The organism is Meiothermus sp., from assembly GCF_026004115.1.
Classification (GTDB): domain Bacteria; phylum Deinococcota; class Deinococci; order Deinococcales; family Thermaceae; genus Meiothermus.
On record NZ_BPIM01000001.1, the window covers coordinates 2,847,373 to 2,872,246 of the forward strand.

The window sequence follows — 24,874 nt, forward strand, 5'->3', positions numbered from 1 at the left end:
AAGATGTTTTCGACTGGCAGCCTAATCCTAGTGGTAATGGGCCTAGTAATTACCGGGCCAATGGGGGATTTGGTGTAGCGAAGAGCCAGGAAGCGCATCCTAAAGCCCCCCGAACCAACGGGGGGCAGATTTTTGAGGAGATACTATGAACGGAGCCGCCGCAATCTTGAAAGCCCTGGAGATGCAAGGAGTGGATCTTATTTTTGGCCATCCCGGGGGCACCATCATGCCCACCTACGATGCCCTCTACGACTCGCCCATCCGGCACGTCCTGGTGCGGCACGAGCAGGCTGGCGTGCACGCCGCCACAGCCTATGCGCGGGCCTCGGGTCGGGTAGGGGTGTGCATGGCGACCTCGGGGCCGGGGGCCTTGAACCTAGTGACGGGCTTGCAGGATGCGCTGATGGACTCCACCCCAGTCATTGCTCTCACAGGCAACGTGCCCCAGGCGCTTATTGGCACCGATGCTTTTCAGGAAGCCGATGTGGTGGGCATTACCCAGCCGGTGACCAAACACAACATTCAAGTACGCAATGTCAACGACATTCCACGGATCATCGCTGAGGCTTTCTACATCGCCTCCACCGGGCGGCCTGGCCCGGTGCTGATTGACTTCCCCAAGGACGTGCAGCAGGCCGAGTTTACCGGCACTTTTGATGTGGAAGTAGACCTGCCGGGTTACAAGCCCACCTTCAAAGGGCATCCACGCCAGATTGAGCGGGCGCTGGAAGCCCTGCAAAAAGCCGAAAAGCCCATCTTGATGGTAGGTGGCGGGGCCCAGAACGCGGCCCAGGAAATTATGGTTTTTGCTGAAAAGTCGGGCATTCCGGTGATTCCAACCCTGATGGGGCTGGGGGCCTTTCCCGGTACCCACCCCCAGTGCCTGGGGATGCCGGGGATGCACGGTTCGGTAGCGGCCAACCGGGCCATCCACCACGCCGATACCATTCTGGCCATCGGACTGCGCTTCGATGACCGGGTTACCGGTAAGGTTTCGCGCTTTGCTCCCAACGCCCATACCATCATTCACGTGGACATAGACCCCGCTGAGATCGGCAAGCTGGTCAAGACCGCCATTCCGGTCGTGGGCGATGCCAAGTGGGTGGCGGCAGAGCTGGCCAAGGGCGCCAAGAAACTAAACATTTCCAAGTGGTGGGGACAGCTCGAGGACTGGAAGACCAAGCACCCCTTCGCCTGGAAACCCAAGCCCCACCTGCAAAGCCAGGAGGTCATCCAGGCTTTCTGGGAGGCCACCCGGGGCAAGGCGATAGTAACCTCAGGGGTGGGCCAGCACCAAATGTTTGCGGCCCAGTTCTACAAGTTCGATGCCCCGCGCTCCTGGATCAACTCGGGCGGCCTGGGCACCATGGGGGTGGGCCTGCCCTTTGCCATCGGGGCCGCCCTGGCCCGCCCGGGCGAGCTGGTCATCGACTTCGACGGCGACGGCAGCTTCCAGATGACCTTGCAGGAGCTGGCTACCCTGAAAAAGCTCGATCTTAACGTTAAGATCGTGATTCTCAACAACGGCTTTCTCGGTATGGTGCGGCAGTGGCAAGACCTGTTCCATGCCAGGCGCTACAGCGAGGTGTACCTGGCCGACTCCAACCCCGACTTTGCCAAACTTGCTGAGGCTTACGGCATCAAAGGCATCACCCTGACCGATAAAGCCAGGCTGCATGAAACCGTCAAAGAAGTCCTTGCCCACCCCGGCCCGGTGCTTCTGGAGGCCCGGGTCTACCACGAGGAAGGGGTCTTCCCCATGATTCCTTCGGGTGGCGCGGCGGAAGACATGATCATCGAGAACCCACGGGAGACGGTAGCAGGCGACTAGCGAGGATGTCTCGGGTCGCATGTTGTAAGTTACTGGCCGGCGGATGTTTCCCGGCCCCGACCCAAGACGAAAGATCCGAGATTGGAGACAGGAGAACTATGCGACATCTGGTTTCAGTTTTGGTACAAGACAACCCCGGCGTCCTGCAGCGAATTGCCGGCCTGATTGCTCGGCGGGGCTTTAATATTGAGTCGTTGGCGGTGGGGCGCACCCACCAGCCGGGTCTCTCGCGCATCTCGCTGGTGGTCTCGGGTGACGATGCAGTCCTCGAGCAGGTCGAAAAGCAACTCAACCGGCTTATCGAGGTGATCAAGGTGACCGACCACGCCGAGCCCCATGTGGAGCGGGAACTGGCCCTGGTCAAGGTGGGCATCGCCGGGATGGAGGAGCGGCTCGAGGTCAAGGACATTGCCGAGGCTTTTCGGGCCCGCATTGTGGATGTGGCCAGAAAGTCCATCATCTTCGAGCTGACCGGCGACTCCACCAAGGTAAACAATTTTGTGGAGGCCCTGCGGCCCTATGGGCTTCTCGAGGTCATGCGTACGGGAGCGGTGGGCATGTCTCGCGGCGAGCAGGTACTCAAAGTGCGGGAGAAGAAAGCAGTCTAGGATGGGCGTATGCCCATCTTTTCTTTTGTGTGAAGATGTCGAAGGATTCGCCTTCGGCCTTCGATGAGGAGAACAGAATGAAAATCTATTACGACCAGGATGCAGATATCGGCTTTATCAAGGACAAGACGGTGGCCATTCTGGGCTTTGGCTCGCAGGGCCATGCCCATGCCCTCAACCTGCGCGACTCCGGCATTAAGGTAGTGGTGGGGCTCCGGCCCGGCAGCCGCAACGAGGAGAAGGTACGCAAGGCGGGCCTCGAGGTACTGCCGGTGGCCGAGGCGGTTAAAAAAGCTGATGTGGTGATGATTTTGCTCCCCGATGAGACCCAAGGAGCGGTGTACAAAGCCGAGGTGGAGCCCAACCTGAAGGAAGGGGCCGCTATCGCTTTTGCCCACGGCTTCAACATTCACTTCGGCCAGATCAAACCGCGCCGCGACCTGGACGTCTGGATGGTGGCCCCCAAAGGCCCCGGCCACCTGGTGCGCTCGGAGTACGAGAAAGGCTCGGGGGTGCCCTCGCTGGTCGCGGTCTACCAGGATGCCTCGGGCTCGGCTTTCCCCACTGCCCTGGCCTACGCCAAGGCCAACGGCGGCACCCGGGCTGGCACCATTGCCACGACCTTCAAGGACGAGACCGAGACCGACCTTTTTGGCGAGCAGACTGTGCTATGTGGCGGGCTCACCCAGCTCATTGCGGCGGGCTTCGAGACCCTGGTGGAGGCCGGCTACCCCCCCGAGATGGCCTACTTCGAGTGTCTGCACGAGGTGAAGCTGATTGTGGATCTGATTTACGAGTCGGGTTTTGCCGGGATGCGCTACAGCATCTCCAACACCGCCGAGTACGGCGACTATACTCGGGGTCCCCAGGTCATCCACCGCGAGGAGACCAAGGCCCGCATGCGCGAGGTGCTGCGCCAGATTCAGCAGGGCGAGTTTGCTCGGGAGTGGATGCTCGAGAACGTGGTCGGCCAGCCCACCCTGAACGCCAACCGCAACTACTGGAAAGACCACCCCATCGAGCAGGTCGGCCCCAAGCTCAGGGCCATGATGCCCTTCCTCAAGTCTCGCTTCAGCAAGGAAGAGGTTAGCAGCTAATAGCCTGTAGCTGGTAGCCCTGCGGCCCAACTGCAAAGCGCTATCGGCTATCGGCGAAACCGGAGGTTTCTATGCGGCACATCCGAATTTTCGATACCACCCTGCGCGACGGCGAACAAAGCCCGGGGGTAGCCCTTTCGCTTCAGCAAAAGCTGGAAATTGCCCAGGGGTTGGCCCGGCTGAATGTGGACATCATTGAAGCGGGCTTTCCGGTCAACGGGGCCAGCGAATTCGAGTGTGTCTCGCGCATTGCGGCCGAGGTCAAGGGGCCGGTCATCTGTGGGCTGGCCCGTACCCACAAGCTCGACATTGAACGGGCTGCGGCGGCGCTGGAGAAAGCGGAGAAAAAGCGGATTCACGTCTTTACCAGCGCTTCAAAGGTGCACCTGGAGTACATGCTCCGCAAAACCCCCGAGGAGATTCTGGAAATCTCCGATGCCATGGTGCGCTACGCCCGGCAGTTCACCGACGATGTGGAATTTAGCGCCCAGGACGTGATGCGGGCCGACTTCGATTTCGTCATGAAGCTCTACGAGACCGCTATCAACGCCGGGGCCACCACCATCAACATCCCCGATACCACTGGCTACGGCACCCCCCAGGAGTACGGAGCCTTGATTGGGCGCATCTACAAAGAGGTGGTACGCGGGCGGGATGTGCATATCTCGGCCCACTGCCACGACGACCTGGGCATGGCCACGGCCAACAGCCTGGCTGCAGTGGAGAACGGCGCCACCCAGATCGAATGTACCATCAACGGCATCGGCGAGCGGGCGGGCAACACAGCTCTGGAGGAAGTGGTCATGGCACTGTATGTGCGTCGCGACCACTACCAGGCCCATACCCGCATCAATACCCGCGAACTTTACCGCATGAGCCGGATGGTGGAGCGCTACACCGGCATGCTGGTGCAGCCCAACAAGGCCATCGTGGGGGACAACGCTTTTGCCCACGAGTCGGGCATCCATCAGGACGGGGTTATCAAGAACAAAGAGACCTACGAGATCATGAACGCCGAGCTGGTAGGCCGCCAGGCAGCGGTGCTAGTGCTGGGTAAGCACTCCGGGCGGGCCGCGGTTAAGAAGGCCCTGGCCGACCTGGGCTACAAGCTGGACGATGCCGAGATTGGCACCATTTTTGCCCGCTTCCGCGAGATCGTAGAACGCAAAGGCCCCATCGAGACCGAAGAACTGCGGGCCCTGGTGGAAAGCGAATCGGCTTCGACCCCGCACCTGTTCAACCTCGAGAAGCTCCAGTTTTTCTCCGGCTACGGTATGCTGCCCACCGCTACAGTGAGCCTCGAGACCCCCAAGGGCGTCGTGACCACTACCGCCATTGGCGACGGCCCGGTAGATGCGGTCTACAAGGCCCTCTCCGAGGCCATTGGTTTGAAGCCCGAGCTGGACCTGTACCGGGTGGAGTCGGTGACGGGCAGCACCGAGGCTTTGGGCGAGGTGACGGTCAGACTTAAGCTCGGTGAGGTGATGGCCACCGGCCACGGTATCTCGCCCGACATTATCGAGGCTTCGGCACGGGCTTACCTGGATGCGGCCAATAAGCTGGCCGCCGGGCAGGCCGCGCGGCATCCCCGCTCGCTGGAAGAGGTGCAGCGCTCGGGTCTGGGGAAATAGCGATGATCGAAATCCTCGACACCACCCTCCGCGACGGCACCCAGGGCGAGGCGGTCAACCTCTCGAGCGACGATAAAATCGCCATCGCCAGGCGGCTGGCGGCTTTCGGGGTGCCCATTATCGAGGGCGGCTGGCCGGGCAGCAACCCCAAGGACGCCGAGTTTTTTGCCCGCATGAAGGGGGTGGATCTGGGGTATAGCCAGCTTTGTGCTTTTGGTTCGACCCGGCGCAAAGGAGTCAGGCCCCAGGACGACCCCTCGGTGCAGGCCATGCTGGAGGCAGCTACCCCGGTGGTCACGGTGGTGGCCAAGAGCTGGGACTTTCACGTGACCCATGCCCTCGAGGTCACGCTGGAAGAAAACCTCCGCATGATCGAAGAGACCTACCGCTACCTGGTGGAGGAGGGCAAGCGGGTCATCCACGACGCCGAGCACTTCTTCGACGGCTTCAAGGCCAACCGGGGCTACGCCCTGAAGACCCTCGAGGCCGCCGTGCGGGGCGGGGCCGATACCCTGTGCCTGTGCGACACCAACGGGGGCAGCCTGCCCGAAGAGGTCTACGAGATTACCCAGGTTGTCCGAGAAGCCTTCCCTGAGGTTATCATCGGCATCCATCCCCACAACGACAGCGAGCTTGCGGTCGCCAACGCCCTGGCTGCGGTGCGGGCCGGGGCCACCCATGTGCAGGGCACCATCAACGGCTACGGCGAGCGCTGCGGCAACCTGAACCTTACCAGCGCCATCCCCAACCTGATGCTAAAGTACGGCCTGGCGCTCAAGGGCCTCACGCCTGCCAAACTTACCGAACTGCGTGAGGTCTCGCACTTCGTGGACGAGCGAGCCAACCTGGCCCCCAACCTGCGGGCGCCTTATGTCGGCGACGCGGCCTTTGCCCACAAAGGGGGTATTCACGTCTCGGCGGTGCTCAAAGACCCCCGTACCTATGAGCACGTGCCGCCCGAAGCCGTGGGCAATAGCCGCCGGGTGCTGGTTTCGGATTTGTCGGGCCGCTCCAACCTGCTGGCCAAGCTGGCCGAGTCGGGGGTCAGCGTGCCCAAGGAGATGGCCGGGGCCTTGTTGGACGAGGTAAAGCAGCTCGAGCACGCCGGCTATTCCTTTGAAGGGGCCGAGGCCAGCTTCTACCTTCTGGCCCACCGCCTGCGGGGGGGCCAGATGCCTTTTAGCGTGGAAGGTTTCACAGTCTTTGTGCATGTGGCCGATGCCGACCCCGAGACCCCCACCTGGGCCGAGGCTACCGTGCGGGTCAAGGTGGGCGAGACCCTCCAGCACACGGCTGCTGAAAGCCAGCACGGGCCGGTCTCGGCCCTAGACAAAGCCTTCCGCAAGGCCATCGAGGCCTTCTACCCCGAGATTGCCGAGATTGAGTTGTCCGATTACAAGGTGCGCATTTTGTCCGGTCAGGAGGCGGGTACAGCCTCGGGGGTGCGCGTCATGATCGAGATGCACCGGGCCGGCGAGCGCTGGAGCACCGTGGGGGCCAGCAAGAACAACCTGGAGGCCTCCCTCAAAGCCCTGACCGATGGCTACGCCTACGCCCTGCTCAAAAGCCAGCCTATCCCGCAGGACTAGGCTTTGCTTTGCTCGGGGTTCAGGGCGTTGCTGTATGCCTTCAGGGCTCGCTCCTCGGTGGGAATTCGAACGAGCAGCAGCAGCATGGCGTTCAGCAGGGAAGCCACCAGGGCCGTTATCCAGGCGTTGAAAACCAGGGGTAAGGAGAGCAGTTCCAGCGCCACCGCCAGGTAGTTGGGGTGCCGGAGGTAACGGTAGGGGCCGGCCTCAATCCTTTGGGCCCCCGGCACGATGACGATGCGGGTATTCCAGTACCGGCCCAGGCTGCGGATGGCCCAGTAGCGCAGGCCCTGGGCCAGCACAAACACCGTGAGCCAGAGCCACCAGAGGGGGGAGAGTCGGTTGCCGGCCAGGCCCTCGAGCAGCCACCCCAGCATCCAGCCGATGTGGAGCAGAAAAAATAGTGGGTAGTGTTCCCGCCCATATTCCTGGCCGCCTTGTGAAAGCGCCCAGCGCAGGTTGGCCTGGGCCAGGCGCAGTTCCAGCAGGCGCTGCAGGGCCACGAAAGCCAGCGCCACCCAGACCGCTACCACTGCAACACCACCCCTTCGGCGGCAAAGCCGGGCCCCAGGGCCAGCAGCACCCCTTTACTACCCGGTGCGGGGCGCTCGAGCTGGTACATCTGGCGGGCCAGCACAAAAAGCACGGTGGGGCTCGACATATTGCCAAACTTTTTGAGCACGCAATAGGAGGCCTCGAGGCTCTTTTCATCCACCCCCATCCCGCTTCGGTAGGCTGAGAGTACCTTGGCACCTCCGGGGTGGAGCGACCAGGTGTCCACGTCTTTTGCGGATAGCCCATAGCTCGCCAGCCCATCGCGGATCAGGTTGCCCAGCTCGCCTTCGACCAGGGCTGGAATACTCTGGGCAAAGCGCACTTGCAGGCCATCGGGTATCACGTCCCAACCCATCACATCGAAACTGCTGGGCAACAAGCGGCTAAACCCCCCCAACACTGCCGGGCCGGTGGAGGGGCCGGTAGCGGTGGGCTGTCCCAGCACCACTGCGGCGGCCCCATCGGCAAACAGACTGGTGGCGACCAGGTTGCTCTTGCTCAGGTCGCCCCGCACAAAGGTCAGGCTGCACAGCTCGACTGCGACCATCAGCACGTGCTGGTCGGGACGGCCTTGCGCCAGCTCGGCGGCCCGGGCCAGCCCAGCGGCACCCCCCGCGCAGCCCAGCCCCCAGATGGGCAGGCGAACCGCCGAAAGCGGAAGGCCCAGGCGCTGTATCAGGTGGGCCTCGAGGCTGGGGGTGGCAATGCCGGTGGTGGTTACAAGAACCAAGGCCCCTACCTGGTGGGGGGCAATGGTGGCCTGCTCGAGGGCTGTGCGGCAGGCCGTTTCGCAAAGGTCCAGGGCAGTCTCGAACCACAACTGGTTTTTTTCGGCAAAGCTATGGGGCTCGGTGAACCATTCCAGCGGCGCGGCGATATGACGAGACTCGATTCCGGTGTTTTCAAACACGGTAATCAGACGCTCGAGGCCTGCCAGGCGGCTAAACATGATCCGCACCAGGTCACGTACCTCAGGCTGACCTACCCGGTGGGGCGGGTTGGCCGTTGCAATGCTGAGAATTCTGGGACGCATCGTAAAACCTCAGGCATCGCTTTCGGGGGTGCTACAAGAATCGCGGAATACAAACTGCGAGAGGCGCTTGCGGTGATCGGACTTCCAGTCAATGCGGGGACGAGGTTTTTCAGGAGGTACGTAACCCAGCCGATAGACGGCCATGAGCTCCAGGTGCGGGGGCACTTCCAGCAGCTTTTTTAGCTCCTGCCAGGCCTCAGGGATTTCCATAGGTGTGGACACAAACTGAATGCCCATGCCCAGCTCCACCGTGGTCAGCCAGATGTTCTCGATGGCCATGCCCAAACCCAGCACGCTGTAGAAGCCCGAAAGCTCGCCGGGTCGATATTCCTGCTTGTCCAGCAGTGCCGCGAGCAAGAGCGGCGAGCCCGCGACCAGCTTGCGGTTGTCCTCGCCCAGGGTTTGCGGAACCCGCAAGGCCCGTAGTAGCCCCAGAGCAGAGGGACTCATGATCTGACGGGTAAAAGGGCGCAGGGGGCCCGGTAACTGGTCGATCAGAATGCCGTCGCGCCGTTCGTCCATCTCTTTTTCGCTGAAACGAAAGTAGGGGCGGTAGCGTTCAAAAAACTTGCCGTCCGTAATCAGTTGCTGCATGGTGCGCCCACCAATCTCGGCAATTTTCTCCCGCTTGGCTTTGTCTTCAATCAAAATGAAGCGCCAGGGCTGGGAGTTAAAGTGGCTGGGCGCTCGGCTGGCGGCTTCCATCAGCAAATGCTGATGATCCTTGGATACAGGCTTGTCCAGAAAGGGGCCATTGGTGGTTTTACGTTTTCGGATTACTTCTAGAAACTCCATATCAACCCCTCACTGCCAACAAGTATCCCACCAACCCTACCATGCCCAGTGTGGGATGAAGCCAGGTGCGGGGCCGGGCCTTGGGAAACAGAGCCAAGCATCCCACAGTAAGCAAAAGCCACCATTCCCTGGCAAAAACCATCGCCAGGACGGCACAGATAAAAACCACCAGATAAAGCCCGTGGTGCCAGATGCCAAAGTGGCCCAGCCGAAACTGTGCGGCCAGCCCTACCAGCATGTTGAGCACATACAGGCCAAAACCCACTGCTAGAAAAGGGGACATTGGCCTTAGCATATCGCCATGCTCACGGTGGTGTGCATGCTGCCAGATGGTCGCAACCCCTCACGGTGAGGGCCGCGATCACATCTGTCTGTCGCCAGTCCTTCAGAAAGAAAGGCGGGCCATGGCTACCTTCGTTCACAGCTCGAGCCCGTCCAGCGGCCTCCCCGGGCCTGGCACTCCCGCCGCAGGTTTTCTTCTGGGGCCCGCAGCACCACCAGCACCAGACCCGCCGGATAGCCCCCCGCCCCGGCTCCCAAACCCAGCTCCAGGCGGCTCAGGGTGTGGGTTTCGCGCGTGCTGGGCACCTGGGTGCTCACATAACCCTGTCCATCCCAGGTGTAGATCACACTTTTGATAATCCGGTTGCCCGGGCGATAAGGCGGGTTGACCCGTATCTCTACCTCGATGGGCTTCAGGAAGGTAGTTGCACTGGAGGAAAGCCGATAAATTCCTACCACTTCGCGCTCGGGCAGAGTTTGAATAAAAAATACCTCATTCTGGGGTGGGGAAGTGGGCACGGCCTGAAGGCGCTCGAGGCGAAAACGAACCGAAGAGACCAGCGCACCCGGCGGAATCCGCACCTCAACCCCAGGGAGGGCAAGAGCCCCACCCTGGGCATCCATGCGCCGTTCAGCCACTTGAGCACTTAGTCCCCATGCCCCGATTGCCATTAGACCCACCAGCACGACCCGCTGCAACATAGCCTCATCCCTTTAAGACGCCAGCTTATCCTATAAATATCTGAGAAAATCCAGGTATCGGCTGTTGATGCGAATGTTCTACCCTACCATATGGCACAACGGATAAGCCAGAATGTTACAGGCTTACCAGCTTCTTGGCCTCGGCCAGAACCGCTTTTACAGTCTTGTCGTCCGGGGCCTCACAGTAGATCCGTAGCACCGGCTCGGTGCCGGAAGCTCTAAAGAGCAGCCAACCCACTTCGCCAAAAAGCCACTTGATTCCGTCCAGATGCTCGGTACCACGCACCTGCTGTCCGGCAATGGTCTCGGGCGTTTGCACCCGGGCCATCACAGCCTGGATATGCTCCATCGAAGGCAGTTGCAAATCTATCCGGTCGTAGGCGTGCCTGAAGCCTACCTCGGCTTCAATTTCAGCAAACTGCTGTCCCAGGCTTTTGCCCGTTCGAACCACCGACTCCAGAAGCAGCAAAGCGTTGAGCAGTCCATCGCGCTCGGGGATGTGGCCCGCCACGCCGATACCGCCCGACTCCTCACCCCCTATCAAGACCCCGCCTTTTAGCATTTCATCGGTGATGTACTTGAACCCAATGGGCGTGACCACCAACTCCAGGCCCAGCCTGTGCGCGAGCTTGTCTACAATCTGCGAGGTTGAAAAGGTCTTGACCACCCGCCCCTTTAGTCCTTTGCTGTGCAGGTGTTTGAGCAGCACAGCAAAAATCTGATGGCTGTTGAAGTTGCTTCCTCCGGCCAGCACAGCCCCAATTCGGTCTGCATCGCCATCGTTGATGACGGCAAAAGTGGGGTCTTGCTCGGCCTTGAGCACGGTCATGATGGTGAACTGGTTCTGGGGAATGGGCTCGGGGTGAACGCCGTAGAACATGGGGTCAGGTACGGCGTGTAACTCACGCAAATCCAGCTTCAACCCCGTGTGTTTGATAAACCCAGCCAGCCAGCCCGCGCCGGCCCCTCCAAGGCTGTCGTGGTACATGACCCCCTCGTAGGCCCGCAGGGCCTCCATGTCCAGCTCGCTGACCAGGAAGTCGTAGTAGGCTTTGCGCACATCCAGGGGATGAATGGTTCCGCTACCGGTCCTGGGCGGTTGACCCAGCCTGGCCTCCACCGCAGCAACGATATCCGGGGTGGCCGAGCCCCCGTAGGAACCCTTGATTTTGAAGCCCAGGTACTCCGGGGGGTTGTGGCTTGCAGTGATCATCACCCCCCCATCGGCTTGCAGGTGCTTTACAGCAAAAGACAGTACCGGGGTGGGGACATAGGACCTGGAAAGGTGTACTTCCAGCCCATTGGCAGCCAACACCTCGGCGGCCCGACGGGCAAACTTGCCTGCCATGAAGCGGGTGTCGTAGCCAACTACCACTTTCTTGCCCTGCTGCTCCAGCAGATATTCGGCGCAGGCCTGGGCCACCCGGGCCACATTGTCGAAGGTGAACTGGTCGGCAATAATGGCCCGCCAGCCGTCGGTGCCAAACTTGATGCCTGAGCTGGACTGATTACTGGCGATTTCATCTGCCATATCCATACCTGCAACACTATACAGGGGGGTGGGGAAGAGGGCACAGGGGGACAGCGAACTCGAGTCGCTCTAAGTCTGCTCTGTGCTGGGCTTGCGGATTTGAGCAGGCATTGCTATCCCGCTCACCCCCCATCACGGCGGTGGTGATAGACTTCTGAAGCTTTATGTCCGACCTCCTTTCTTCCCTTAACCCCTCCCAACAGGAGGCCGTCAAGCACTTCGAAGGCCCGGCGCTGGTGGTGGCCGGGGCTGGTTCGGGCAAGACCCGCACGGTGGTGCACCGGATTGCCTATTTGCTGCGCGAGCGGCGGGTGTATCCGGCCGAAATACTGGCCGTGACCTTTACCAACAAAGCCGCCGGCGAGATGAAGGAGCGGCTGGAAAGGATGGTGGGGCCCGCGGCCAAAGACCTCTGGGTTTCCACCTTCCACTCGGCGGCGGTACGAATCTTACGCGCCTATGGTGAGTTTGTGGGCCTCAAGCCGGGGTTTGTCATCTACGATGATGACGACCAGAACACACTCTTGAAGGAGATTCTGAAAGAACTCGAGCTCGAGGCCAAACCCGGCCCCTTTCGGGCCATGATCGATCGCATCAAAAACCGCGGCGATGGCCTGGTGGAGTTTATGCGCGAGGCACCCGACTTTATCGGGGGGGTGCCCAAGGACCTCGCGGCCGAGGTCTACCGCAAGTACCAGAGCAGCCTGCGGATGCAGGGGGCGGTGGACTTCAACGATCTTTTGCTCCTCAGCATCGAGCTTTTCAAGCAGCACCCCGAGGTCTTACACAAGGTACGCCAGCGGGCCCGTTTTATTCACGTGGATGAGTACCAGGACACCAACCCCGTGCAGTACGTGCTAACCCGCTTGCTGGCCGGTGAAAAACCCAATCTGATGGTGGTGGGCGACCCTGATCAGAGCATCTATGGCTTTAGAAACGCCGATATCAACAACATCCTCGACTTCACCAAAGACTATCCCGGGGCCCGGGTCATTCGCCTGGAGGAAAACTACCGCTCCAGCAGCGCCATCCTGCGGGTAGCCAACGCCGTTATTGAAAAAAATGCCCTGCGGCTGGAAAAAATCCTGCGCCCCACTAAAGAGGGCGGTGAGCCGGTGCGCCTCTACCGTGCCCCCAACGCCCGGGAGGAGGCTGCTTTCGTGGCGCGGGAAATCCTCAAGCTGGGGCATTATCCGCAGGTTGCTGTGCTCTACCGAACCAACGCCCAGTCGCGCCTGCTGGAAGAGCACCTTCGGCGGGCGGGCGTGCCGGTGCGGCTGGTGGGGGCGGTGGGGTTTTACGAGCGCCGGGAAATTAAGGACCTGCTGGCCTATGGGCGTGTGGCCATCAACCCTGCCGATTCTATTAACCTGCGCCGCATTGTGAACACCCCGCCCCGGGGCATTGGGGCGACCACAGTGGCCAGGCTGGTCGAGCATGCCCAGAAGACCGGTACCCCGGTTATTGAGGCATTTCGCGCGGCCGAACAGGTGATCAGCCGTCCCCAGCAGGTGCGGGCTTTCGTGCAGCTTCTGGATGAACTGATGGAAGCAGCTTTCGAGACCGGGCCCACCGCTTTTTTTGAGCGCGTACTGGACGAAACGGGCTATCGAGATGCCCTGAAGCAGGAGCAAGATGGGGAAGAGCGCCTGCAAAACGTGGAGGAGCTGTTGCGCGCGGCGCGCGACTGGGAGGAAGAGGAAGGCGGTAGCCTCGCGGACTTCCTTGACTCGGTGGCCCTCACGGCCAAGGCCGAAGAACCCCAGGGGGATGTTCCGGAAGAGGCCGTGACCCTCATGACCCTGCACAACGCCAAGGGCCTCGAGTTCCCCACGGTGTTTTTAGTCGGCCTGGAGGAAAACCTGCTCCCCCACCGCAACAGCCTGAACCGCCTGGAAGATCTGGAAGAAGAGCGGCGCCTCTTTTATGTGGGCATTACCCGGGCGCAGGACAGGCTGTATCTTTCCTACGCCGAAGAGCGCGAAACCTACGGCAAGCGCGAGTTCACCCGCCCAAGCCGCTTCATAGAGGATATTCCGCCGGATTTGCTCAAGGAGGTGGGGGCTTTTGGCGATAGTGCCGTGCCGGTGCTGTCCTACAGCCGACCCGAGCCCAGGCCTAAAACACAACTCGCCGAGTTCAAAGGAGGGGAAAAGGTCAGGCACCCCAAGTTTGGTAGCGGCACGGTGGTGGCCGCCATGGGCGGCGAGGTCACGGTGATGTTCCCCGGATTGGGCCTGAAAAAGTTAGCGGTGAAGTTTGCCGGACTGGAAAGGCTCGATGGATGAAGTCTATCTAAGCTGCGCTTTAGTTTTCCTTCGTCTAAACCGCACTTTGCCGAGTAGGGTGAGGATATGAAAAAGCAAGCGGTGCGTTTGGGTGCGGTATTTGTTTTGTTGTTCGGTATGGCCTTAGCCAGTGGGGCCGATATTGGCTTTTCGGTGCGCAACGGTCCTAATGGTAATTTTATGGGTCATCTGGGGCTTTATCTGGATGGCTTTCCCATAGACTTTCGTTCTCAGGTGGTAATTGGTTCTCCGGGGGGCCTCTACCTGAGCGGCGAGGTGGTATATCCCTTGCCTTTTTTCTTGCTGGTGCGGCCTTATCTGGCCGGGGGCCTGGCGGTGGGTATCACCGGCTACACCGCACAAAACGAACTGCGGTTGCGCTTTGGTGAGCGGTTTTATGCCATTTTCTCGGTGGGAATTCAGTTGCCCGACCGGGGTTACCGGCCCTACCTCGAGGTCAGCCAGGTCATCGGCTCGGAGAGCTTTCAGCGCTTCACGGTAGGTTTTATTGTGGAAGGGTTTTGAAATAGGCCGATAGCTGATAGCCCATAGCCGATAGCGAGAGACGCCTTATTGTCTTTGAGCGTTGTAGATTAGGGGGGATGCATTCCCGCGACTACGCCGCGACCCGCCCCCTGGTTGTTTTGCACCAAGGTCAGAGCCGTTGGTATCAGGCGCTCTTGACGGCTTCGCTACACCATAATTTGCCGCTGTTTGTCTATGCCAGTCAGCCTGCAGTAAGCCTCGAGGCCGCCCTCATGGCCCTCCAGCCGCTTGGCTTTCGGGGCGCGGTACTGGAAGACCCCGGTCTACAGGCCCTGGCCCTGGACGCCGTGCAGCACCAGGAGCCCGAGGCCCTGCAGGCCCGCCGGGTCGATCTGGTTCTGCCTGAAGCGACCGGAACCCGGGGGTTTTACCAGGAGCCCATCGCCCTGGTCCACCTGATCCGCCGTTATGCCTTTGGCGATAGGGCTCTCTGGCTGGGCCCCATCCGCCCCGAACTGGCCCAGGGCCTGCGCGGCCTGACCAAGGTCTCGGTATTGAGCCGGAGCTTTCCCGAGGGCGAGAGCTTTTTGGAGCTTCTACCCCTTCCCCAGCGAGGGGTAGTGGCGGCTGCGGAGGTGCAGGCCACGGTGGTGGCCCGCCAGGCCGACTTGATTCTGTATGCTGGTGGAAATTTGCCGCTGGCCCTGCTCCAGCCCTACCACTGCGTGATTGCCCTCAAACCGCTGCCCTCGGAGGCCTTGCGCCTGATTGGGGAGTACGTTCCCCCAGAAGAGTTCCAGAAGTTTCATCTGGCTGCTCTGTTTGAAGCGCTGGGGTACGCCCTGCCTCCCGAAACTTTTGTGGTCTAAGCAGCCCAGGGTTTTGCCATCTTTGCCCTGATTAGTGCGCCCGCATTAGATTTTTGTGGTGACGGTCTCGGTGAAAGAAGTGGCCGGTCTTTAAAGCGGCGCAGCTTATGGGCTCCCCTTTTCGGGTAGAGCAAATTCCTAACGTTGTTGTGCTCCGTTGGTAGTGAAGGTAATGCTTTGCACCCCTCCATTTGTCACAGCTTTGACCTGCCAAAAGCAGTCATACCAACATTACTTGGACAGTTGGCTTGAAGGGTCGTCCCAAGCTCCCTCATCCGGCGACACCCCAGGTGCAGTCAAGCGTATTCCTCTCGCTGTTTGTAAATGGCGCGATCGGGGTGCCGCCACCTTCTCCCTCCGGGGAGAAGGCAAGGGGTTCATGTGGATTTGGTATCAGTTACTTAACGCTCTTCCAAAACCCCCTGCCGTAGCAGGGCAGGCACAATAGGGTCACCCACCCGCAACAGGGCATAGCTGCCCAACCTTCGGGCGGTGGTTCGTAGGCGTAGAAGATGCCGTTCCAGTGCTGCTTGATAACCTTTTACTTCTGCCTCGCCCACCTCCATCCGGCTCCCCACTTCGATATCCTGCAGCAGAGCTTCGGTAAAGCCGGGTGAGAGTTCCTCGGGGGCCATGACCTGTATTAGCACCACGTGCTGCAGTTTTTGCAAAAGACGCGACCAGTTCAGCTCGTCGAGACCATCGGTCAGGAGCACGGTGACCCCTCTGGGCCGAGGAAAGTTCATCAGCACCGAGGGTCCTTGCTCTACCGACTCAAGCTGCACCCGATAACGGCCGCCGCCCCACATAAAAGCCCCTTCCGACTTCGCACAGTCGGCCAGTACACGCAATACCCGCTCGGCATAAACCTGTTTTCCCAACAACTTCATACTGGGCGAGCCATCCAAGAAAAAGGTGAAGCGGGCCGGAGCTTCGGCCTGGAAGATGCGGGTATAGAGCCGACCCGTGCGGGCATAGGCCCGCCAATCAATAAAGCGGGGCTCGTCGCCCTGGGCGTAGCCGCGAAGCTCATAGAATTCCAGCCCCCGCCCTGGTATGGTCTGGGTGCGCTCACCGGCAAAGGGTTGGGTCGGTCGGGTGCGGATGCGGTAGCGGGTCATGGTAAGCGCAGACTCTTGCCACACTGTACTTCATTTATGGCATTTGGGCGGTAATGCCGGCTTCATAAAGGCTGTTTGTTTGTGGCCGTTCGGTGACGAACCAATCGAATCTGGCATGTAATCCTGGATGTGCTGGTGGTTTGGTAACCAGGAACTCGGTATGCACCACAGTCCCTCTCATTGAGCCGCACATGGCAATTTTGGGCAATCAACTTGCTTCAAAACGTTCCTTAAGACAAGTTACCGGTGCAATAGCACTGCAGACATGGACTTGTCAAGAACCCAGTGGTTTTGTATACTCCACACCTGGTGTCCCTTCTGGGTCGTGTTTGCGACCTCGAGGGCAGCCAAAGACAGCGACGGGCTAAGCCTTAATAATGTCGCCGAGGCGCTAGTAGGGAAGCGTTTTTCGCATATAACCGTTGGGAAATCCCTAGTCCCAAAAGCAAGCAAGGGCAAGTTATAGAGGCTTAGGTGTGCCCTGGCCCCTATGGCTAAGCCCAGCCAGGAGGAACTTTGCCTAGCAAGCGCAACATCGAAAACCTCGAGGCGCTTACCGCAACCTTGAAGGGCGCGGAAGGCTCGTTCTTTTTGGTGAACTACCAAGGGCTCGAGGCGGGCCCCACTGGAAAGCTCCGCAAGGCGGTGCGGGAAAAGGGCGGCGAGATAATCGTTGCCAAAAATACCCTGATCCGCAAAGCCATGAGCGATCTGGGGTTGCCGGCCATCGAAGGCTTGAAGGGCCCCTCGGCGGTCGTAGTCTTCAATGACCCCGCCAGCGCCGCCAAGGCCCTCAAGGAGTTCGCCAAGACGAACGATAAAGGTATTCCCGCCCTCAAGGCGGGTGTGCTCTCGGGACAGGCCCTCACGGGCCAGCAGGTAGAGGCCCTGGCCGACCTGCCCAGCCAGAAGGAACTGCAGGCCGAACTGGTCGGCGTGCTGTCCGCTACGATGTCCAACTTCGTGGGTGTGCTGGGGGCGAAGGCGCAGGAATTGGTTGGCATCTTGGATGCCCAGGTTCAAAAACTGGAGGCCGCTTAGGCCCAGTAGGAGGAAAAAATGGCTCTCGATATTGCTGCAATCAAATCCCAACTCTCCGGCGCGACCGTGCTGGAACTCAAGCAACTCATTGACGAACTGAAGGAAGAGTGGGGCGTGACCGCCGCTGCTCCGGTGGCCGTGGCCATGCCGGGGGCTGCTGCGGGGGCTGCTGCGCCTGCGGCCGAAGAAAAGACCGAGTTCGATGTGGTGCTCAAGGATGCGGGTGCCCAGAAGCTCAACGTCATCAAGGAGCTTCGCGCCATTACCGGTTTGGGTCTGAAGGAAGCCAAAGACCTGGCCGAGCAAGGCGGCACCGTCAAGGAAGGCATTTCCAAAGACGAAGCCGAGAAGATCAAGAAGCAGCTCGAGGATGCGGGCGCCAAGGTCGAACTGAAGTAAAGTTGCAGTTTACAAACCCCCCAGACTACGGTCTGGGGGCTTCTTGTCGTTGTGCTACCCTCATATGCCTCGTATAACGATTCATACCAACTTTACCCAGACAGTTAGCTTTGAAGGTCATCCTAAACTCCCTCATCCAGCGACACCCCAGGTGCAGTCAATCGAGTTCCTATCGCTGTTTGCAAATAGCACGGTCGGGGTGTCGCCACCTTCTCCCTCCGGGGAGAAGGCAAGGGGTTCATGTAGATTTGGTATCAAAAGGCAGTCTGGAAACACTCAGGCGGTCGAGAGAGCCAGGAAGTCGAGGGCATGCTGGGTGGTTTGGCGACTGTGCTCTACCAGGTTGGCCAGGCCGGGGCCGGCCAGGTAGCTGCCGGTGAGGAAAAGACCCGGGGCGTGCACCAACTCCTGCTCGAGGTCGGCTATACGGCGGGCCTGGCCCTGGGTGAAGTGGGGCCTCGAGAAAGGCTGGCGGAATACCCAGGCCGCCAGCGGACGGGCCCTGGCTTGCAGGCATTTGGCAAGGTCTTGTTCGGCCAAGCGGGAAAGCTCGCTGTCGGCGGATCGGGCGGTTTCCCCGGCAAACTGTACTAAAGCCAGCGTCATCTCCGGGTTGGGGTGCGTTAGCTTGAGGGCGCTGCTGGTATAGCCCTCCCCCCGGGCAAAGAAGAACTCGCCGGGCCCAGCGGTCAGCTCATCGTGGCGATAGAGCAGATAGACCTTGGCGCTATGCTGGTGAGGAAAATGGTTAAGGAGGGTAGTTATCTGCGGAGCCGAGGGGCGAAAGACCCTGGCCGCCTGTGGGGCCGGAAGTGCCATGATGATGGCCTCGGCTTCAAGCTGGCCACCCTGCGTATGCACCGTCCAACTTCTCGAATCGCGGGTGATGGCCCAGACCTGGTGATGGAGCAACAACCTGGCTTTTGGCAACAGGTGTTTACTCAAGGCTTCGATCAGGGCCCCCATACCCTCGACCAGATGCCATCTGCCCTCGGTGGTGAGCGGGCGGCTGCCCGCTAGCAGGCCCCCTTTGCGCTCGAGCCCGACCAGGCGACCAAAGGCAGCAGGGGCCGATACGTCCTCTGCAGGCCCCCCCAGAGTCGCGCTCAGGTAAGGCTCCAGCACCCCCCAGACTTCGGGGCCCAACCTGCGGCGAAAGAAGGCTCCGAGCAACTCGTCCTTAACCTGGGCCGTTGGAGTAAAGCGCTCCGTGCCAAGCCGCCACTTGGCGCTACGACTAAAAGGTAGCTCTGCAATTTGGTGTAAGCCGTAACCCGAAGCCAGGTTCAAACCGGCGGGCAAAACCCAGTCCTGACCGCCCCTTCGCACCACGCGCCGGATGTCGGGTAGGGCTTGTGGCTTTAGTCCCAACAGGCTGCAGAGGTTGAGCAGGGTGTCGGGGGTGTCCTCGAAAAACTCCTCGCCTAGCTCCAGCGCTATCGCATCCAGTTTTGCAGTTCGGGTGTGGCCTCCGAAGTGGTGGGTGGCCTCGAGGAGGCTGACCTCGAGCCCGGCTTCCACCGCCCAATATGCAGCAGTTGATCCCGCAAGACCCCCACCGATGACTATGACTCGGCTCATGCTATAGCCCTAACCATTTCTCCAAAACCATTTCTCCAAGAAGGGATTTGGGGGCATGCTTTTGCAGCTCGAGCAAACCCAAACCTAGGCTCTTTATATGCTTCAAAACCTTGGCTTTTAGGACTCAATATCACCCGAATATTCTACTCAGACGTGCACGAACCAGGGGTTTGCCGAGTGCTTATCGCGGCCAAGCTTCCGCCCAAACAAGCAGGACTTATACCAGATTCGGTTAGTTCGTCACTGTTCAGTGACGAACTAACCCGACTGAAAGGAGTGCTCTGGGATTCAAAAAGATAGCCTCTGGATTTTTTGGTTTGAATGACTATCTTTTTGAATCCGGTATTCCTGACCCCTGCAAGCAGAATGCAGTACAGATGAGATTGTTGGGCCCAGGACGTGTTAGCATACCCCGTGTAAGCAGTCCAGAAACCAATCAAAGCCGAATGTTTTGGTGGAGAGGGGCTGCACAAGAGGTGCAAATAAATGAAGCCAAAACAAGTCTTGATCCTGTTGCTGCTGGCGCTCTTCTCGCTGGCAATGGCCCAATCCGACCCGGTGGTGGCAAAGGTGGGTAAATCCTCTATTACCAAGAGCCAGTTCGACCTGCAATTCCGCTTGTTTATACGTGATGCCTTGCAGCAACGCGGCCAGGCCTACAGCCCCGAGGCCGAGGAAGCCTTTGCTCAGTTCAAGCCACAGTATCTGGAGCGGATGGCACGCGATCAGGCCATTATCCTGGCCGCCGAGACCGCTGGTTTTGCAGCTAAAGAGGCCGCAATCGATGAAGCCATCGAGGAAGTAAAGTCCCAGTTCGAAAACGAAGAGCAGCTCAACCAAGCCCTCGAGGAGGCCGGTATACCTGGCCTCGAGGCCTATCGCAAGTTGGTATACGAGGCCCTGACCTACAACGCCTACCTCGAAAACCTGATCAAGCGCTTGCAGACCAGCGACGCTGCCCTACGGATGCTGTATCTGGTCTCCAAGCCCCAATTTGCGGTGCCGGTGCGGTACTGCTCCTCGCACATTCTGGTTAACACGGTTCAGGAAGCCAATCAGGTGATCGCACGGCTGGGCAAAGGCGAGAAGTTTGCCGATCTGGCCCAGGAGCTCTCGCAAGACCCCGGCAGCAAGAACGAAGGCGGTGATCTGGGCTGTGAGCCCAAGGGCACCTTCGTCGCGCCCTTTGAGCTGGCTTTGGCCGCCTTGAAGCCAGGTGAAAGTTCCAAGACCCCGGTCAAAACGGAGTTTGGCTTTCATGTGATCTTGCTCAGCAAAGTAGAGGCGGCGGGTTTCCAGCCCTTTGACCAGGTCAAGGGCGGACTGGATCAGGCCGTTAAAAACACCGCTCTGCAGAAAGTGCTGGACAACATCGTGAGCCGCACCCCCACCCAGTTGTTCCCCGAGAACCTGCAGTCCAGGTAAAGATCCAACCCGATACACTCCTCTCCTGGACGAAGGTTCTTACAATACCGATTTCAACCCAGCCGCAGCTCGGGCAGCCCCTGCACCAGATGCTCGTCGTGGGTAGCCACGATGACGGCCGCGCCAAGGTCCTGGGCCAGGCTCAGCATCAGCCCCCATACTTTCTCGGCATTGCGCCGATCCAGGCTGCCGGTGGGCTCGTCGGCCAATATGAGTTTGGGCCGGTTGTAGAGGGCTCTGGCTACCGCGATGCGCTGCCGTTCCCCTCCCGAGAGGGCCTTGGGGAGTAGATGGGCCCGGTCTAGCAGCCCTACCCGATTCAGCAACTCCAGCCCCCAGTCGGGGTCTACCTTGTCGGCCAGATACCCGGGAACCAGGATGTTTTCCAGCGCGGTGAGCTCGGCTTGCAGGTAGTGGTGTTGAAAGATCAGGCCGGTAAAGAGTAGCCGTCGTCGTGCCAACACTTCTTCGCTCAGGTTACGGATGCTCTCGCCCTGCCACCGCACATCTCCCGATTGAAGAGCCAGCAAACCTGCCAGGAGGTGCAGCAAGGTGGTTTTGCCACTACCCGATGGTCCCAGGATGACCCGTATCTCGCGCTCATGCATGGCAAAGCTAAGGTTCTGGAACAGCTCGACCTCGCCATAGCCGAAACCCAGCTGCAACACTTCCAACACCGGACTGTTACCTGCTATTGGCAAACCGTTACGCACCCTTGTAGAGTGTACTTGATGTTGGCTGACACACAGGTGCTTGCAAAGACCCCGCTCTTTCAGGGGGTGCCACCCCAGGCGCTCGAGGTAGCCCGAGAGGCCTTTGTGACCCGCAACTATCCTGCGGGTAAACAAATTTTCGAGGCGGGCGACATGGGGGCTGCCCTGTATATTGTCCAGAATGGACAGGTGCGCATCTATCGAACCTATCTCGATGGTCGTGAGCGTATGTTTGCCTATCTGGGCCCCGGTGAAGTGTTTGGTGAGATGAGCCTGCTAGACGATCAGCCTCGCAGCGCCTCCGCCGAGACCACCGTAGATTCGGTATTGCTGGTCTTGTACCAGGATGCCTACTGGAGCCTGGTGCGCAAGTGGCCGGAAATCCTGCACAACCTGGCCACCATTCTGGCACGACGCCTGCGCGAGGCCGACCTCGAGCTCGAAGTGCTTTCGTTTGAAGAGGCCCGGGGTCGGGTGGCCTATGCCCTGACCAAATTACGCAAGCAACGCTACGGCGACGGGGTCAAGATGAAGCTGACCCACCAGGAACTGGCCCAGCTCTCCGGCACCAGCCGCGAGACCGTGACCCGTGTGCTACATGCCCTGCGCGAAGAAGAACTGGTCAAGGTGGGTTCGGGTTATGTGGAAATCCTCGATCCGGCGGGTCTGGAAGAAGTGTTATTCGGCTTGCGGTAACTAATGTTGAATGCCTCAGGTCTCAAATCGCAGATCGAAGATTCGAAGATTTGGGATTGCCATGTGCCCAAGCCTGCGATAAGCCCATGGCGTTTGAGTTTGGCTATGCACCATTGGTATTGGTAGATATTTCCTAATCAATGCTGAATCAGAGTGATTTTTTCTGCAAAAAAACCACAGTCTACTGGGGCCAATAACATGTGTAGAGCTAGTGCGCAGGTAACTTATTTTGCGGTGCGTGTTGAAGCACGCTGACTGCCCTAAATTGCGCTCTGCGGCTCATTGAGAAGGATTGCTGTGGATACCGAAGTCCTGATTGCCAGACCACTAGTAGCGAAAACCGCCATAAATACGCGGCCCTCTGGCAACTTGTTCTTATGTTTTGATAAAAAAATCTCCAGAGAACTCTTTACATTAAAGCTGGTCTATCCTTTATGATTCCCTTCGTCCTCATCTATGCCTCAGATAGTATCCTTTAGTTTGGTTGCTGCCAGTGCTGAGCACGCACTGGCTTCTGGGCAGTTTGGTGGATGTTTATGAGAGGCCTTGGGGAGAATGTTCCCATTGCAGGGGAGGGATATGCGTTTACGGGCTGATCTGGTTCCCCAGGACAACCTGAGCTACCAGGATGTGGTGCTGGTGGTGGATGTGATTCGGGCTACCACTACCGCAACGGCTTTTTTGGAGGCGGGTGCCAGTAGCTTGTACCTGACGGCTGGCCTGGAGAGTGCTCGAGCCTTTCGGGATGATGATGTGGTCCTGGCGGGCGAGGAAGGGGGCCTCAAGCCTGCAGGTTTCGATTTCGGCAACTCGCCCAGGGAGGCCAAGGAAGCGCCGGTGGGAGGTAAAATAGTGGTGCTGAGCACGACCAACGGCACCCGTACCGCGCACCTGGCGGCCCGCAGTGCCAAGCATGTCTTGCTGGCCTCGCTCTACAATGCCCATGCTGCTGCTCGTCTGGCCCACCAGCTTGCCACAGAAGAGGTGGCGATTCTCTGCGCGGGTAAGGAGGGTCGGATTGGCCTGGATGACGTATATACAGCGGGTGTCCTGGCTGAGTTTTTGCAGATTATGGGATCCTATGAACTCGAGGACGGCGCACTCACGGCTCTTACCACACGCCGGGCCTATCCCGATCCGCTCGAGCCCTTGCACCTTTCCGGTGCGGCCCAGGCCCTGCGGCAGGTGGGGCTGGAAGCCGATGTGCCTTTTTGCGCCCAGATTGCCGCTTCCCCAGCGGTGGGGGTGCTCGAGGGGCGGGTGGGTGAGGCCCTCATTTTCAAAAGGGCGCAGCGGCCTACCAACGGCAGCCAGAGCCAGATCCCGACCATTTGAACCAGGCGGGGTCAGTGGACAATCCGCTCGGTGAAGCTTATAGGCTGTTTAGCCCTCGAGGTGATCTGATGCCGGCCTACCGCAAGCGGGAACACCTGTCAAAAGCACTACAACTTTGACATTTGTGAAGCCGCTAGCGTTTTGAATCTTGTTCAAGGGCTGTGGCAGCAGGGATATGCACTCAGTGTAAGACCCCCTCGCCGTAGAATAAACCATTCATGTTTCGATGGATTTCCGATCACGAGCGACAAGAAACCCAGATGCGGGGTTTCTATATCCCTCTTCTGCTTCTGGGGGCGGTCGCTGCGCTGGTTGGGCGACTCCTGTCAACCGGAGAGACCTGGGTAGACTTTGTGTTCTTGCCTGCTATAAGCATAAGCCTTTCGCTGCTGGCGGTTTTGTTGAGCCTGGGGCGCGTCTCCATCACCACCGTAAAGTTATCCTTGCTGGGGATTGTCTGCATCTACCAGTTGGTTTCGTTTTCGGATTTCACCTTCGCGGGTAGACTTTATACCGAGGGTCTAAGTGCCACAGCCCTTTGGTTTCCGGTGGTTTTCCCGGTGGCCTTTGTGTTTTTGCCAGCCTGGCATTTCTGTACACACAGGCCATTTATGCCCGCTACCGCGAGCAGTATATGGACATGCACCAGATTGCCCATACGGATCCTCTTACCAGGATTGCCAATCGGCGCCTTATGCAGGACTTACTCGAGAAAAGCTGTGAGGTTGCGAGAGTCGAGAAAACGGGCTTCGCGGTGCTACTGATTGACCTTGATCACTTCAAGCGCTTCAACGATTTGTATGGACATTCGGTAGGCGACCAGGTCTTGCGTGAGGTTGCATCGCTTTTGCAGGGGGTTTTGCGCCAGGATCAGAGCTTGGCCCGTTGGGGTGGGGAAGAGTTTATGGTTCTGGCTCCCAAGACCAATACGCACCAGGCCCAAGAACTCGCCAAACGCATTGCTGGTTCGCTATCCGGCACCAAGCTGGTAGGACAGTTCGAGGTCAGTGCCAGCATAGGGCTGGCAACATACCGAGAGGGCGACAGCAGCGATACGGTGGTTCACCGGGCGGATGCTGCCATGTACCGTGCAAAAGCTTCGGGGCGCAACCGTGTTGAGCTTGAGGCTTGAAAAGAAGGGTTGCTGTACGTCCTCTGGCAAAGCAAGCGGTTTAGGATAAGCACACGTTCGTAGAAATACCCGTACACTGAGAACATGCAAAAGTAATACCGGATTCAAGTTGCCTGGCGCATTGTGTCTGAAAT

Annotated in this window: 23 protein-coding genes; 14 read left to right on the forward strand and 9 right to left on the reverse strand. The window is 59.4% G+C overall.

All coding sequences use genetic code 11. The annotated features are described in order from the left end of the window. Positions 1-145 precede the first annotated feature (145 nt). From ilvB to cimA, 5 genes are all read left to right on the forward strand, one after another. Positions 146-1,831 carry a biosynthetic-type acetolactate synthase large subunit gene (gene ilvB / locus Q0X23_RS13830; RefSeq protein ID WP_297860819.1) on the forward strand — a complete coding sequence of 562 codons (1,686 nt, stop codon included), beginning with the start codon at positions 146-148 and terminating at the stop codon, positions 1,829-1,831. 98 nt (positions 1,832-1,929) lie between these two features. Continuing rightward, positions 1,930-2,439, forward strand: a complete 510-nt coding sequence (gene ilvN / locus Q0X23_RS13835) for an acetolactate synthase small subunit (protein ID WP_297860820.1) — start codon at positions 1,930-1,932, stop codon at positions 2,437-2,439. Between the two features lie 77 nt (positions 2,440-2,516). Then, entirely contained in the window at positions 2,517-3,536 is a 1,020-nt protein-coding gene (gene ilvC, locus Q0X23_RS13840) for a ketol-acid reductoisomerase (RefSeq protein ID WP_297860821.1), read from the forward strand. A 71-nt stretch (positions 3,537-3,607) separates the two neighbouring features. After that, positions 3,608-5,167: a 2-isopropylmalate synthase gene (locus tag Q0X23_RS13845; RefSeq protein WP_297860822.1), complete on the forward strand. Its 1,560-nt coding sequence runs from the start codon at positions 3,608-3,610 to the stop codon at positions 5,165-5,167. 2 nt (positions 5,168-5,169) lie between these two features. Further along, a complete protein-coding gene (gene cimA / locus Q0X23_RS13850; protein WP_297860823.1) occupies positions 5,170-6,756 on the forward strand; it encodes a citramalate synthase in 1,587 nt (528 codons plus the stop codon). On the opposite strand, the gene Q0X23_RS13855 is transcribed toward cimA, so the two are convergent. The 6 genes from Q0X23_RS13855 to Q0X23_RS13880 all read right to left on the reverse strand — a co-directional run bounded on the left by Q0X23_RS13855 (position 6,753) and on the right by Q0X23_RS13880 (position 11,654). Continuing rightward, the gene (locus Q0X23_RS13855) at positions 6,753-7,289 is read right to left on the reverse strand and encodes an isoprenylcysteine carboxyl methyltransferase family protein (RefSeq protein WP_297860824.1); all 537 of its coding nucleotides are present in this window, start codon (positions 7,287-7,289) and stop codon (positions 6,753-6,755) included. The genes cimA and Q0X23_RS13855 overlap by 4 nt on opposite strands. Beyond that, positions 7,283-8,344, reverse strand: coding sequence for a type III polyketide synthase (locus Q0X23_RS13860; protein WP_297860825.1), 1,062 nt, complete (start codon positions 8,342-8,344; stop codon positions 7,283-7,285). The genes Q0X23_RS13855 and Q0X23_RS13860 overlap by 7 nt, the downstream gene beginning before the upstream one ends. A gap of 9 nt (positions 8,345-8,353) precedes the next feature. Continuing rightward, the gene (locus tag Q0X23_RS13865; RefSeq protein WP_297860826.1) at positions 8,354-9,139 is read right to left on the reverse strand and encodes a nitroreductase family protein; all 786 of its coding nucleotides are present in this window, start codon (positions 9,137-9,139) and stop codon (positions 8,354-8,356) included. 1 nt (position 9,140) lies between these two features. Then, positions 9,141-9,422, reverse strand: a complete 282-nt coding sequence (locus tag Q0X23_RS13870; protein ID WP_297860827.1) for a hypothetical protein — start codon at positions 9,420-9,422, stop codon at positions 9,141-9,143. 125 nt (positions 9,423-9,547) lie between these two features. Then, complete coding sequence (locus Q0X23_RS13875) at positions 9,548-10,123, reverse strand: hypothetical protein (RefSeq protein WP_297860828.1); 576 nt, start codon at positions 10,121-10,123, stop codon at positions 9,548-9,550. A gap of 115 nt (positions 10,124-10,238) precedes the next feature. Next, positions 10,239-11,654 (reverse strand): phosphoglucomutase/phosphomannomutase family protein, encoded by a 1,416-nt coding sequence (locus tag Q0X23_RS13880; RefSeq protein WP_297860829.1) that lies wholly within the window; start codon positions 11,652-11,654, stop codon positions 10,239-10,241. A 164-nt stretch (positions 11,655-11,818) separates the two neighbouring features. Here Q0X23_RS13880 and Q0X23_RS13885 point away from each other — a divergent pair, with 164 nt between their 5' ends. From Q0X23_RS13885 to Q0X23_RS13895, 3 genes are all read left to right on the forward strand, one after another. Further along, positions 11,819-13,942 carry an ATP-dependent helicase gene (locus Q0X23_RS13885; RefSeq protein WP_297860830.1) on the forward strand — a complete coding sequence of 708 codons (2,124 nt, stop codon included), beginning with the start codon at positions 11,819-11,821 and terminating at the stop codon, positions 13,940-13,942. 66 nt (positions 13,943-14,008) lie between these two features. Further along, positions 14,009-14,467 carry a hypothetical protein gene (locus Q0X23_RS13890; RefSeq protein ID WP_297860831.1) on the forward strand — a complete coding sequence of 153 codons (459 nt, stop codon included), beginning with the start codon at positions 14,009-14,011 and terminating at the stop codon, positions 14,465-14,467. Positions 14,468-14,544: 77 nt separating this feature from the next. Next, a complete protein-coding gene (locus Q0X23_RS13895; protein ID WP_297860832.1) occupies positions 14,545-15,297 on the forward strand; it encodes a hypothetical protein in 753 nt (250 codons plus the stop codon). Positions 15,298-15,698: 401 nt separating this feature from the next. Here the strand turns inward: Q0X23_RS13895 and Q0X23_RS13900 are convergent, their stop codons facing one another. Further along, positions 15,699-16,418, reverse strand: coding sequence for a DUF58 domain-containing protein (locus Q0X23_RS13900; protein WP_297861233.1), 720 nt, complete (start codon positions 16,416-16,418; stop codon positions 15,699-15,701). 516 nt (positions 16,419-16,934) lie between these two features. On the opposite strand from Q0X23_RS13900, the gene rplJ reads away from it, so the two are divergent. Further along, positions 16,935-17,459: a 50S ribosomal protein L10 gene (rplJ, locus tag Q0X23_RS13905; RefSeq protein ID WP_119341311.1), complete on the forward strand. Its 525-nt coding sequence runs from the start codon at positions 16,935-16,937 to the stop codon at positions 17,457-17,459. Positions 17,460-17,477: 18 nt separating this feature from the next. Then, complete coding sequence (rplL, locus tag Q0X23_RS13910; protein WP_119341310.1) at positions 17,478-17,858, forward strand: 50S ribosomal protein L7/L12; 381 nt, start codon at positions 17,478-17,480, stop codon at positions 17,856-17,858. A gap of 276 nt (positions 17,859-18,134) precedes the next feature. On the opposite strand, the gene Q0X23_RS13915 is transcribed toward rplL, so the two are convergent. Then, complete coding sequence (locus Q0X23_RS13915; protein WP_297860833.1) at positions 18,135-19,439, reverse strand: NAD(P)/FAD-dependent oxidoreductase; 1,305 nt, start codon at positions 19,437-19,439, stop codon at positions 18,135-18,137. 486 nt (positions 19,440-19,925) lie between these two features. Here Q0X23_RS13915 and Q0X23_RS13920 point away from each other — a divergent pair, with 486 nt between their 5' ends. Then, on the forward strand, positions 19,926-20,864 hold the full coding sequence (locus Q0X23_RS13920; RefSeq protein WP_297860834.1) for a peptidylprolyl isomerase: 939 nt from the start codon (positions 19,926-19,928) through the stop codon (positions 20,862-20,864). A 53-nt stretch (positions 20,865-20,917) separates the two neighbouring features. On the opposite strand, the gene Q0X23_RS13925 is transcribed toward Q0X23_RS13920, so the two are convergent. Next, positions 20,918-21,577: an ABC transporter ATP-binding protein gene (locus Q0X23_RS13925; RefSeq protein ID WP_297860835.1), complete on the reverse strand. Its 660-nt coding sequence runs from the start codon at positions 21,575-21,577 to the stop codon at positions 20,918-20,920. 18 nt (positions 21,578-21,595) lie between these two features. On the opposite strand from Q0X23_RS13925, the gene Q0X23_RS13930 reads away from it, so the two are divergent. The 3 genes from Q0X23_RS13930 (at position 21,596) to Q0X23_RS13940 (ending at position 24,740) form a co-directional block, all read left to right on the forward strand. Further along, positions 21,596-22,273, forward strand: coding sequence for a Crp/Fnr family transcriptional regulator (locus tag Q0X23_RS13930; protein ID WP_297860836.1), 678 nt, complete (start codon positions 21,596-21,598; stop codon positions 22,271-22,273). A gap of 579 nt (positions 22,274-22,852) precedes the next feature. Next, positions 22,853-23,608: a 2-phosphosulfolactate phosphatase gene (locus tag Q0X23_RS13935; RefSeq protein WP_297860837.1), complete on the forward strand. Its 756-nt coding sequence runs from the start codon at positions 22,853-22,855 to the stop codon at positions 23,606-23,608. Positions 23,609-24,248: 640 nt separating this feature from the next. Next, positions 24,249-24,740: a GGDEF domain-containing protein gene (locus Q0X23_RS13940; protein WP_297861234.1), complete on the forward strand. Its 492-nt coding sequence runs from the start codon at positions 24,249-24,251 to the stop codon at positions 24,738-24,740. Positions 24,741-24,874 lie beyond the last annotated feature (134 nt).